This is a genomic window from Streptomyces sp. NPDC033216 (genome assembly GCF_055577115.1).
Genome location: NZ_JBVIQK010000013.1, coordinates 61,826 through 73,822, shown reverse-complemented (window position 1 = coordinate 73,822; position 11,997 = coordinate 61,826). Strand labels below are relative to the sequence as shown.

Genomic DNA, 11,997 nt, shown 5'->3' with positions numbered 1-11,997 from the left:
CGAGGCAAGGAGAACGGCCGTGGCCCACAGCACGGTGCCTCGGAGCAGGCCCGAGGCCGACGAGACGGACAAGACTCCGGCGACGCCCGGCGGAGCCACCGGTTCCGGGGGGAGACGGCCCTCGGGCAGACTGAGCCTGCGGACCAGGTTCCGGCGCGACCGCGTCCTGCTGTTGATGACGCTGCCCGCGGTGGCGCTGATCCTGCTCTTCAACTACGTGCCGATCCTCGGCAACGTGGTCGCCTTCCAGGACTACGACCCCTACGTCAGTGACAACGGGGTCGTCTCCATCCTGAACAGCCCGTGGGTGGGTCTGGAGAACTTCCGGCGGCTGTTCGAGGACTCGGCGTTCTGGGAGGCGGTCCGAAACACCCTCGTGCTGTTCTTCCTCCAGCTGGTGCTCTACTTCCCGATCCCGATCATGCTGGCGCTGCTCATCAACAGCGTCGTCAGGCCACGGGTGCGGGCGGTGTCCCAGGCGATCCTCTACCTGCCGCACTTCTTCTCCTGGGTGCTGGTCATCGCCGTGTTCCAGCAGCTGTTCGGCGGCGCGGGAATCCTCTCGCAAGTGCTGCGACAACACGGGTACGACGGCATCGACATCATGACCGACCCGGAGACCTTCAAGTTCCTCATCACCGCGCAGAGCGTCTGGAAGGACGCCGGCTGGGGCATCATCGTCTTCCTCGCCGCCCTGGCCTCGGTGAACCCGGACCTGTACGAGGCGGCAGCGATGGACGGCGCCAACCGGTGGCGCCGTATGTGGCACGTCACCCTCCCCGCCCTGCGGCCGGTCATCGCCCTGCTGCTGGTGCTCCGCGTCGGCGACGCCCTCACCGTCGGGTTCGAACAGATCCTGTTGCAACGCGACGCGGTGGGACCAGGGGCGTCGGAGGTCCTCGACACCTTCGTGTGGTGGAACGGCGTCCGCAACCAGGACTTCGGCTACGCGGCCGCCGCGGGTCTGATCAAGGGCGTGATCAGCCTCGGCCTCGTGCTCATCGCGAACAAGGTGGCCCATCTCATGGGCGAGCAGGGGGTGTACAAGAAGTGAGCACCGTGACCGACGAACCCGTGCGCACGCCGGGCCGGTGGGCCGCTCCGCCGCGGCCCGTGTGGGAAGAGGAGCCCAGCAGGGCGGGCCTCGCCGGCAAGGGCATCGCCCTGGGCTTCGCCTGCCTCGCGATCGTCTTCCCGTTGTGGATCGTCCTCGTCACCAGCCTCTCCTCGCGGAAGACCATCGACGAGGCCGGCGGCCTGGTGATGATCCCCGAAGAGATCAACTTCATCGCCTACCGGGAACTGCTCAGCGGTGGCCAGGTCACCCGGGCCGCGGTCATCAGCGTCCTGATCACCGTCGTCGGTACGGCGTTCTCGATGACGGTGTCCGTGCTGTGCGCCTACGGGCTCTCCCGCTCGGGATCGCTCGCGCACCGCTGGATCCTCATGACCCTGCTGGCGACGATGTTCTTCAGCGCGGGACTGATCCCGACCTACCTGCTCGTGCAGTCCCTCGGCCTGACGGACACCTACCTCGCGCTGATCCTCCCGAGCGCGATCAGTGTCTTCAACATCCTGGTTCTGCGCGGCTTCTTCATGGGGATCTCACAGGAACTCATCGACAGCGCGCGGATCGACGGGGCGGGCGACTTCCGCATCCTGTGGCAGATCGTGATGCCGCTGTCGCGCGCCGTCCTCGCGGTGATCACGCTGTTCTACGCCGTCGGCTACTGGAGCGCCTGGTTCAACGCCTCGCTGTACCTCAACGACCAGGACATGATGCCGCTACAGAACGTCATGATCCAACTGGTGCAGAAGCAGGAGGCGCCGGTGGGCATGGGGCAGGCCATCAAGACGGGTCAACTGTCGGCGCTGGCCGTTCAGATGGCGGTCATGGTGATGGCCTTGCTGCCGGTGGCGGTGCTGTCTCCGTTCGTCCAGAAACACTTCAAGAAGGGGATGCTGACGGGGGCGGTGAAGGGGTAACCGCCCCCGGCGGTGCGGGCGGGACCGCGGGTGGCGCGTCGGCCGCGGCCCGTCGGTGGCCGGCCGCGCGCTCGCCCGCGCTCCTGCGGTACGTCCCACGCACCCCGGTCGCCCGCACGGCACGGGTGGGCGCGGGCGGCACCCCCGCAACGCCCGGTCGTACGACCCACCCCTCCCGGCCCGGCCCACCCGCACCACGCGCCCCGGCCCTCTCCCCAAGCCCCCTGCGAGGTCACCCATGTCCACCTCCCCCCTCTCCCGCCGCACCGTCCTCGCCGGGACGGCAGCCGCCGCGGCCCTCTCCGGCACCCCCGCCCTCCAGACCCGTACGCACGCCGCGGAGCAGCGACCGGCCACCCCCGCCTACCGATGGCGCACCGCCGTCATCGGCGGCACCGGCTTCGTGACCGGCGTCCTCTTCCACCCCACCGTCCGCGGTCTCGCCTACGCCCGCACGGACATCGGCGGCGCGTACCGATGGGACGACCGCACCGCCCGCTGGACCCCCCTCACCGACCACCTCGGCTGGGACGACTGGAACCTCCTCGGCGTGGAGGCCCTCGCCGTCGACCCCGCGCACCCCGACCGTGTCTACCTCGCCCTCGGCGCCTACGCCCAGTCCTGGGCCGGCAACGGCGCGATCCTGCGCTCCGAGGACCGCGGCGCCACCTGGACGCGCACCGACCTGACCGTGAGGCTCGGCGCCAACGAGGACGGCCGCGGCACCGGCGAGCGCCTCCTCGTGGACCCGCGCGACAGCGACACCCTCTGGCTGGGGACCCGCCACGACGGACTCCTCACCTCCACGGACAGGGGCGCCACGTGGAAGGCCGCGGACACCTTCCCGGCCACCCCGAGCCCCACCGGCCAGGGCGTCACCCTCCTCGTGGCGGCCGGCCGCACCCTCTACGCCGGCTGGGGCGACTCGGACGGCACGGGGCCCAACTTCTTCCGGACGGCCGACGGCACCACCTGGGAGCCCGTCCCCGGACAGCCCTCCGGCACCGCCGCGAGGGTCCCGATCCGCGCCGCGTACGACCGGCACGCACGTGAGCTGTACGTGACGTACGCCAACACCCCCGGCCCCAACGGCCAGTCCGACGGCAGTGTGCACAAGCTGGCGACGGCGACCGGTGGTTGGACGGAGGTCACCCCGGTCAAGCCCGGCGGCGAAGGTTCGGCCGACGCCTTCGGCTACGGCGGGGCCGCCGTCGACGCCCGCCGCCCCGGCACCGTCGTGGTCTCCACCAACAACCGCTGGGCGGCGGTCGACACGCTGTACCGCACCACCGACGGCGGCCGCACCTGGACCTCCCTCAAGGACACCGCGGTCCTCGACGTCTGTGAGACGCCCTACCTCACGTGGGGCGAGGACCGCCCCAAGTTCGGCTGGTGGATCCAGGCGGTGGCCGTCGACCCGTACGACGCCGAACACGTCGTGTACGGCACCGGCGCCACCCTCTACGGCACGCGCGACCTCAGGCACTGGGCCCCCCAGATCCGCGGCCTCGAGGAGACCGCCGTGCGTCAGCTGATCTCGCCGCCGACCGGCGAGGCGCACCTGATCAGCGGGCTCGGCGACATCGGCGTGATGTACCACGAGCGGCTCACCGCCTCCCCCTCACGCGGCATGGCCACCAACCCCGTCTTCGGCTCGGCGACCGGACTCGCTCAGGCCGCGCGCAGGCCGTCGTACGTGGTCCGCGCGGGCTGGGGCGACCACGGCAACGGTGCCTTCTCGCGGGACGGCGGCCGGAACTGGGCGCCCTTCGCGGCCCAGCCCGCCATCGCCAAGGACGCGCCGGGACCGATCGCCGCCAACGCCGACGGCAGCGTCCTGCTGTGGTCCTTCGCGCACTGGGACGGCACCCGGTACTCGGCGCACCGCTCGGCGGACAACGGCGCGACCTGGACCGAGGTCCCCTCCTTCCCCAAGGGCGCCACACCGGTCGCCGACCCGGTCGACCCGGCGGTCTTCTACGCCTACGACACCGACTCCGGAACGCTGCTCGCCAGCTCCGACGGCGGCGTGACCTTCGCCGCGCGGGCCACCGGACTGCCCTCCGGGGACATCCAGTTCAAGGTGGCGGCGGCACCGGGACGCGCCGGTGACCTGTGGCTGAGCGCCAAGTGGAACGGCCTGTACCGGTCGACCGACGGCGGCGCCGGCTTCGCGAAGGTCGACAGTTGCCGCGCCTCCTACGTCCTCGGCTTCGGCAAGGCCGCCGCCGGGGCCGACTATCCCGCGATCTACCAGGTCGGCTCCGTCGGGAGCAGCACCGCCGTCCACCGCTCGGACGACGGGGCGAAGACCTGGGTGCGGATCAATGACGACCGCCATCAGTGGGGCTGGACCGGGGAGGCCATCACCGGCGACCCGCGCATCCACGGCCGCGTCTACCTCGCCACCAACGGGCGCGGCATCCAGTACGGGGAGCCCGTCTGATGCCCGCCCTGAGCACGGTGACGAACGGCCGCATCCTCTACGGCGGGGACTACAACCCCGAGCAGTGGCCCGAGGAGACCTGGCACGAGGACGTGCGGCTGATGAGGGCCGCCGGCGTCAACTCCGTCACCCTCGGCGTCTTCTCCTGGGCGAAGATCGAACCTCGCCCAGGGGCGCGGGAGTTCGGCTGGCTGGACCGGCTCATGGACCTGATGTGCGACCACGACATCGGGGTGGTCCTGGCCACCCCCACCGCCTCACCGCCGCCCTGGATGGGCCACCTCCACCCGGACACGCTGCCCGTCGACCAGGACGGCCGCACCGAGTGGTGGGGCGGACGCCAGCACTTCTCGCACTCCAGCGCCACCTACCGCCGCTACGCGGCCGCCATCACCGAGAGCCTCGCCGCCCGCTACGGCGGCCACCCGGCCCTCACGATGTGGCACATCAACAACGAGTACTGCACCTACGACTGGAGCGACGAGGCCGCCGCCCGTTTCCGCCGCTGGCTCCAGGCCCGGTACGGCACCCTGGACGGCCTCAACGAGGCCTGGGGCACCGCCTTCTGGAGCCAGGGCTACGGCGACTGGGCCGAGATCCACACGCCCCGCCACGCCCACTACCTGAAGAACCCCACCCAGGTGCTGGACTTCAAGCGGTTCACCTCCGACATGCTCCTGGAGTGCTGCACCGCCGAGCGGGACATCGTCCGCCGGGCCACCCCGCACATCCCGGTGACCAGCAATTTCATGCCCCTGTGGGCCGGTCAGGACGCCTGGCGCTGGGCCGGTGAGGAGGACGTCGTATCCGTCGACCTCTACCCCGACCCGCGCGACCCGATGGGTGCCCAGCACGGTGCCCTCGTCCAGGACATGACCCGCTCGCAGGCCCGCGGCCCCTGGATGCTGATGGAGCAGGCGGCCGGCCCGGTCAACTGGCGCGGGGTGAACCACCCCAAGCCCCGCGGCCTCAACCGCCTCTGGTCCCTCCAGGCCGTGGCCCGCGGCGCCGACGCCGTCTGCTACTTCCAGTGGCGCCAGTCCCGCCAGGGCGCGGAGAAGTTCCACTCGGGCATGGTCAGCCATGCGGGGGAGGAGGGCCGTACCTACCAGGAGGTGAGACAGCTGGGCGCCGAACTGGCCCGCATCTCGCGCCGAGTGACGGGACGTCATACCGTGAACGACATCGCGGTCCTGCACGACTGGCACGCCTGGTGGGCGGGTTCGCAGGAGGGCCGGCCCTCCGTGCACGTCGACCACCCAGCCGTCCTGCACGCCTGGCACCGCGCCCTGTGGGAGTCCCACCTCACCACCGACTTCGCCCATCCCGAACACGACCTCAGCGGCTACAAGCTGGTCGTCGTCCCGCAGCTCTACCTCCTCACCGACGCCGCCATCGACAACCTCCTCGGCTACGTCCGCGGCGGCGGCACCCTGGTCAGCGGCTTCCTGACCGGCGTCGCAGACGAGGACGACCGGGTCCGCCCCGGCGGCATGGACGCCCGGCTGCGTGAGCTGTTCGGCATCCGCACCCTGCACGAGTGGTGGCCGCTGGACCCGGGGGAGCACGCCGAGTGCGACGGCTTCCGCGGCACCCTGTGGTCGGAGGAGATCGAGAAGACCGAGGACGCCGTGGCGGAGGTCTCGTACAAGGGCGGAGAACTGGACGGCCTGCCCGCCGTGCTCCACAAGGACCGCGCCTGGTACGTCTCCACGCTCCCCGAACCCGAGTCCCTGCGCGAGCTGCTCGCCCGGATCGCGGCCGGCGCGGGAGCGCCCCCGGTGCTCGACGGCCTGCCCGCCCAGGTCGAGGCCGTCCGCCGCGCGGACCTGTTGTTCCTGCTCAACCACGGGCGCGAGTCCGTGACCGTCGAGGTGCCGGGGACCCACCGGGACCTCCTGACGGACTCCGACGTCACGGACGGGATCACCCTCGGCCGTTACGGCGTCGCGGTGCTGGCGTCATGACCGCCGGTCCCGTCCACGGCACCTGGGAGCCACGCCCGGCCGCGCGCTGGGAGGACGGCTTCCTCAGCGGCAACGGCCACCACGGCGCCCTCGCGTTCGGCGACCCGGACGACGACCGTGTCGTCGTGACCCATCACACCCTCGTCCGCCCCAACGGCGCCGAGCACGCCGAGCCCCCGCGGCTCGCCGAGGAACTGCCGGCCCTCCAGGACCGGTTGCTCGCCGGAGACCTCACGGCGGCCGAGGACTTCACCGACGGACGGCCCCTGCAATGGGTGCAGCCCTTCCACCCCGCCTTCCAGGTCCGACTCCGGAGAACGGACGCCGCCGCCCGCGACTACCGCCGCGGGGTCGACTTCGCCACCGGTGAGATCACCGCCGCCGCCGGCTGCTGGACCAGCCGCGCGTTCGTCTCCCGCGCGGACGACGTGATCGTCCAGCACGTCACCGCGCCGGGACCCACCCTCGACATCACCCTGGACCACCGGCTCCCCAACGTGCCCGCGCGCCTGCGCGTGGGCAACGGCGCGCTGCTCACCCCGGACGGCGCCGTCCTCAGCCTCCGCGCCCGCTACCCGGACAGCGACCGCGCGTACACCGGCGTCACCCTGGTCGCGCTGACCGGCGGCCGAATCTCCCTCGCGGCTCCGGGCGCCCGCGTCGAGGGAGCCGACTCCGTCCTGCTCCTCACCCGCGTCCGCCGTCACACCGGCGACCTCGACGTCACCGAGGAGACCCGCGCCCTGCGCGCCGTCCTCGCCGGACGGTCGTACGAGGATCTCCTCGACCGGCACACGGCACTCCACCGCACCGCCTACGAACGCGTCAGCCTCGACCTCGGGGCCGACCCCGGCGAACGCGCCCTGCCCGGCTCGAGGCTGCTCGAGCGGCCCGGCGGCACGGCACTGCTGGAGCGACTCTTCGCGGCCGGCCGCTACCACCTCCTCAGCGCCAGCGGCCTCTTCCCGCCCCGCCTCACCGGCCTGTGGACCGGCGACTGGGACACCGCCTGGGCCGGCGCGTTCACCACCAACGCCAACCTCAACCTCCAGACGGCGTCCGCCGCCGCAGCCGCCCTCCCCGAAGTCACCCGCGCCCTCGCCGCACTGATCGACGGGCAGCTGCCGCACTGGCGAGACAACGCCCGTGCGATCTTCGGCGCGCGGGGCGTCGTCGCCCCCACGCACACCGACGGCGAGTCCGGCCACACGTACCACTTCCAGCGGGAGTACCCGCACCAGCTGTGGACGGCCGGCGCCGACTGGCTGCTCAAGCCGCTCGTCGATCACGACGAGACCCGCGGCGGACGCGATCCCCGCACCGCCGCCACGCTCGCCGAAGTCGCGGACTTCTACGAGGACTTCCTGACCCGTACCGACGCCGAAGGGCACCTCGTCGTCGTCCCGTCCTACTCACCGGAGAACCGACCCGCAGGCGCCGGCTGGGGCGCGATCAACGCGGCCATGGACCTGTCCGCCGCGCGGCACGCGCTCCACACCGCCGCCACCTACCACCCGGACCAGGCGGCCCGCCGACGGGCCCTCGCCGACCGCCTCCCGCCGCACCGGATCAACGCCGACGGCGCCCTCGCCGAATGGGCCTGGCCCGGCCTCGACGACACCTACGACCACCGCCACCTCAGCCACCTCTACGCCGTCTGGCCCCTCGACGAGATCAACCCCTACGACACGCCCCGGCTCGCCGCCGCCGCCCACCGCGCGCTCGAACTGCGCGGCTCCGAGAACGACTCCGCGCACGGTCACCTCCACCACGCGCTGGTCGCGGCCCGGTTGCGCGACGGCCGGCGCGTCACCGAGGCCCTCGCCCGGGTGCTGGAGGGCGACTTCTTCCACGCCTCCCTGATGAGCGCCCACTACCCCCACCGCGACGTCTACAACGCGGACGCCGCCCACACCCTGCCCGCCGTGCTCATCGAGGCGCTCGTCCAGTCGACTCCCGACCGGCTGGTCCTCCTGCCCGCCCTCGGCCCCGCCCTCCCGGCGGGCGAACTCCGCGGCGTACGGACTCGGTTCGGCGCCGAACTCGACCTCGCCTGGGGCCCCAGCGGAGCCCGAGCCGTCCTCAGGCCGCACCGCACGCACCGCATCGAAGTGTGGACTTCCTCCGGCACGGAGCCACTCGACCTCGTCGCCGGAGAAGACCACGTCCTCACCCTGGGGACGTGGTAGATCCCCACAATCCCAGCATTTCCCCCCACCCATGGAAGGGACACCATGGCATCTCGCACCTTCGGCAGGGTCACCAAGGCCCTGCTCGCCCCCGCCCTGGCGCTCGGCGCCACCATCGGCCTCGCCGCGGCCCCCGCCCAGGCAGCCGTCTGGAACTCCTGCGACCAGTGGGGCAACACCAGCCTCAACGGCTACACCCTCTACAACAACATCTGGGGCTCCGGCGCCGGCAGCCAGTGCTTCTGGGCCAACTCCGGTACCAACTGGGGCGTCTGGGCCAACCACCCCAACACCGGCGGCATCAAGTCCTACCCGAACGCCAAGAAGGTGATCAACAAGACGATCACCTCGCTGGGCTCCCTCAACAGCAGCTACAACGTCACCGTCCCGTCGTCCGGCGCCTACAACTCCTCGTACGACATCTGGGACACCGACTACGACTACGAGATCATGCTCTGGGTCAACAAGACCGGAGCCGTCGGGCCCCTCGGCACCTCGCAGGGCAACGTGACGCTGGGCGGCCACACCTGGACCGTCTACAAGGGCAACAACGGCGCCAACGAGGTGTTCTCCTTCATCCGCACCTCGAACTCCTCGTCGGGGACCGTGAGCATCCTCCCGATCCTCAAGTGGATCAAGGACACCAAGCACTGGATGGGCAACGAGACGATCGGCGACGTCCAGTTCGGCTTCGAGATCACCTCGTCCTCCGGCGGCCTGAACTTCCAGACCAACAGCCTCACCGTCAGCAGCAGTTGACCGAGCGGGGTGGGGTCCCGCGGATCCCATCCGCACCCCACCCCCCTCCGCACGGCACCGATCGCCGCCGCCGCGCCGCCCGCCACACCGGGCCCCGCGACGGCGGCACCCGCGGCGCCCCCTCCTCCGCACGGCACCCCGTCGCCGGGCTCCCCCCGAGCGCCCCGCCACCGTCGAGCGCACGACCGCGGCCTACGGCCCGCGGCTCGCCCCGGTGTCGGCGCTCGCCCTGGTGTCGGCCAGGTCCGCCACGAGCAGCACCGCGGCGCCCTGCGCACCCGCGCCCTCGTCCGCTCCCGGCCCTCGGTGCCGCCGGCACACACCGAAAGGACGCGGCCGGTCCCTCCCCCTGGGGGGGGGGACCGGCCGCGTCCGTGCGCCCGTCGTGGCTACTCGGCCACCGGCAGCCGCGCCCCGTCCCGCAGGAACAGCGGGATCCGGTCCAGCGGGGCGTCGACCGTCACGGCTCTGCCGCCCTCGTACGTCTCACCCGTCCACGCGTCCGTCCACCGCGCGCCCGCCGGGAGGTAGGCCGTACGGGCCGTCGCGCCCGCGGTGAGGACGGGGGCGACCAGCAGATCCCGGCCGAAGAGATAGGAGTCGTCGACGGACCAGGCCGCCTGGTCCTCCGGGAACTCCAGGAACAGCGGCCGCATCACCGGCAGCCCCTCCTCGTGCGCCTCCCGCATGACCTGGAGCACGTACGGCTTCAGCCGCTCGCGCAGCCGCAGGTACTTCTCCAGGACCGCGCCGGCCTCCTCGCCGTACGACCACACCTCGTTGGGGCCGCCGGTCATCTCCGGGCCCAGCGGCATGCCCGGGTCGCGGAAGCCGTGCAGGCGCATCAGCGGGGACAGCGCGCCGAACTGGAACCAGCGGACCATCACCTCGCGGTACTCCGGGTCGTCCGGGTCGCCGCCGTGGAAGCCGCCGATGTCGGTGTTCCACCAGGGGATGCCCGACAGGGAGGTGTTGAGACCGGCCGTGATCTGGCGGCGCAGGGTCGCGAAGTCGGTGCCGATGTCACCCGACCACAGGGCGGCACCATAGCGCTGACTGCCCGCCCACGCCGAGCGGTTGAGGGTGATGATCTCGTCGTCGCCGCAGCCGGACGCGCGCAGGCCCTCGTAGAAGGTGCGGGCGTTCTCGGCCGGGTACATGTTGCCGACCTCCAGGCCAGGACCGGCCCAGTACCGCAGGTTCTCCGGGAATCCCGGCTTCAGTTCCGGCTCGCAGGCGTCCAGCCAGAACGCCGTGATCCCGTACGGGGACAGGTAGTTGTCGCGGATCCGCGACCACACGAACTCACGGGCATCGGGGTTGGTGGCGTCGTAGAAGGCGACCTGGACCGTGGAGGCGACCTCCTTGTCCGGCCAGTCGGCGTGCGCCATCGGGCCGTACTGGGTCCCGATGAAGTACCCGCGCTGCTCCATCAGCTGGTGGTTCTCCGACAGCGGGGACACCGACGGCCAGACGCTCACCACCAGCTTGACGCCCAGCTCGTCCAGTTCTCGGACCATCGCGGCCGGGTCCGGCCACTCCTTCAGGTCGAACTTCCACTCGCCCAGGTGCGTCCAGTGGAAGAAGTCGCACACGATGACGTCCAGGGGCAGCCCACGCCGTCCGTACTCCCGGGCCACCGCGAGGAGTTCGTCCTGGGTGCGGTAGCGCAGCTTGCACTGCCAGAAGCCCGCCGCCCACTCCGGCAGCATCGGCGTGCGGCCCGTCACCGCGCTGTAGCGTCGCTGGGCGTCGGCGGGGCCGCCCGCGGTGACCCAGTAGTCGATCTGCCGTGCCGAGTCGGCCACCCAGCGGGTGCCGTTGTGCGCCAGCTCCACGCGGCCGATCGCCGGGTTGTTCCACAGCAGGGTGTAGCCGCGGCTGGAGGTGAGCACCGGGATGCCGACCTCGGCGTTGCGCTGGACCAGGTCGAGCACCAGGCCCTTCTGGTCGAGACGCCCGTGCTGGTGCTGGCCCAGGCCGTACAGCTTCTCGTCGTCGTAGGCGGCGAACCGCTGCTCCAGGCGGTGGTGGCCGTTGCCGACGGCCGTGTAGAGCCGTGAGCCGGGCCACCAGAAGTGGGCGCGCTCCTCGGCCAGCAGCTCCCGGTCGTCGGAGGTGTCCAGGAACCGGATCAGGCCCTCCGCGTCCACCTCGACGGTCAGCGCGCCGACGGTCAGCCGCCCCCGACCGTGCTCGATCTTGACCGTGGACGAGGCAGGCGGCGCCTCCGCGAGCAACGCGCCGGGCAGGCCGTCGAGGACGGGACCACCCAACCGCGCACGGACCCGGACCCCGTCCGGACCCCATGGCTCGAGCCGGACGGTTTCCTGACGGCCGCTCCACTCCAGCGCACCGTCGCGCTCACGGAAGGTACCGACGGTGGGAGACGACTGCGCCAGGCTGACCTGAGGCTGGTTTTCGGCAGGCTGATTCACGTGGCGTGCTCCTGTGCTCCTGGAGGAGTGAGACATGGAGGAGGAAGGGACAAGGGGGAGGCGGAGAGGAGGGCGAGGAAGCGAGGAGGGGAGGAAGCGAGGAGGGGGCGGTGCGGGCAAGGGGGTGCCACGGGCGTGGCACCGGCGAGGCTCGGGGACGTGGACGACGTACGGTCCTGCGGATTCCGCGGGTCGGGCGGAACCCGCGGGCC

General features: G+C 71.8%; 7 protein-coding genes. 6 read left to right on the top strand and 1 reads right to left on the bottom strand.

Features of this window, described 5'->3' with window-relative positions; translation table 11 throughout:
• Positions 1–19: 19 nt before the first annotated feature.
• The 6 genes from ACZ5Y0_RS23385 to ACZ5Y0_RS23360 all read left to right on the top strand — a co-directional run bounded on the left by ACZ5Y0_RS23385 (position 20) and on the right by ACZ5Y0_RS23360 (position 9,347).
• On the top strand, positions 20–1,054 hold the full coding sequence (locus tag ACZ5Y0_RS23385; protein ID WP_469130630.1) for an ABC transporter permease: 1,035 nt from the start codon (positions 20–22) through the stop codon (positions 1,052–1,054).
• Positions 1,051–1,986 (top strand): carbohydrate ABC transporter permease, encoded by a 936-nt coding sequence (locus ACZ5Y0_RS23380; RefSeq protein ID WP_469130629.1) that lies wholly within the window; start codon positions 1,051–1,053, stop codon positions 1,984–1,986. The genes ACZ5Y0_RS23385 and ACZ5Y0_RS23380 overlap by 4 nt, the downstream gene beginning before the upstream one ends.
• A gap of 238 nt (positions 1,987–2,224) precedes the next feature.
• Positions 2,225–4,432, top strand: a complete 2,208-nt coding sequence (locus tag ACZ5Y0_RS23375; protein ID WP_469130628.1) for a WD40/YVTN/BNR-like repeat-containing protein — start codon at positions 2,225–2,227, stop codon at positions 4,430–4,432.
• Complete coding sequence (locus ACZ5Y0_RS23370; protein ID WP_469130627.1) at positions 4,432–6,399, top strand: beta-galactosidase; 1,968 nt, start codon at positions 4,432–4,434, stop codon at positions 6,397–6,399. The genes ACZ5Y0_RS23375 and ACZ5Y0_RS23370 overlap by 1 nt, the downstream gene beginning before the upstream one ends.
• Positions 6,396–8,588 carry a glycosyl hydrolase family 95 catalytic domain-containing protein gene (locus ACZ5Y0_RS23365; protein WP_469130626.1) on the top strand — a complete coding sequence of 731 codons (2,193 nt, stop codon included), beginning with the start codon at positions 6,396–6,398 and terminating at the stop codon, positions 8,586–8,588. Before ACZ5Y0_RS23370 ends, ACZ5Y0_RS23365 begins: the two co-directional genes overlap by 4 nt.
• 45 nt (positions 8,589–8,633) lie before the next feature.
• Positions 8,634–9,347: a glycoside hydrolase family 12 protein gene (locus ACZ5Y0_RS23360; RefSeq protein WP_469130625.1), complete on the top strand. Its 714-nt coding sequence runs from the start codon at positions 8,634–8,636 to the stop codon at positions 9,345–9,347.
• A gap of 389 nt (positions 9,348–9,736) precedes the next feature.
• On the opposite strand, the gene ACZ5Y0_RS23355 is transcribed toward ACZ5Y0_RS23360, so the two are convergent.
• Positions 9,737–11,785 carry a glycoside hydrolase family 31 protein gene (locus ACZ5Y0_RS23355; RefSeq protein WP_469130624.1) on the bottom strand — a complete coding sequence of 683 codons (2,049 nt, stop codon included), beginning with the start codon at positions 11,783–11,785 and terminating at the stop codon, positions 9,737–9,739.
• Positions 11,786–11,997: the final 212 nt, after the last annotated feature.

Excerpts from the sequence above, each read along its gene's own strand:
- ACZ5Y0_RS23370 (WP_469130627.1), top strand. The coding sequence starts at position 4,432 with ATGCCCGCCCTGAGCACGGTGACGAACGGCCGCATCCTCTACGGCGGG.
- ACZ5Y0_RS23360 (WP_469130625.1), top strand. The coding sequence starts at position 8,634 with ATGGCATCTCGCACCTTCGGCAGGGTCACCAAGGCCCTGCTCGCCCCC.
- ACZ5Y0_RS23375 (WP_469130628.1), top strand. The coding sequence starts at position 2,225 with ATGTCCACCTCCCCCCTCTCCCGCCGCACCGTCCTCGCCGGGACGGCA.
- ACZ5Y0_RS23365 (WP_469130626.1), top strand. The coding sequence starts at position 6,396 with ATGACCGCCGGTCCCGTCCACGGCACCTGGGAGCCACGCCCGGCCGCG.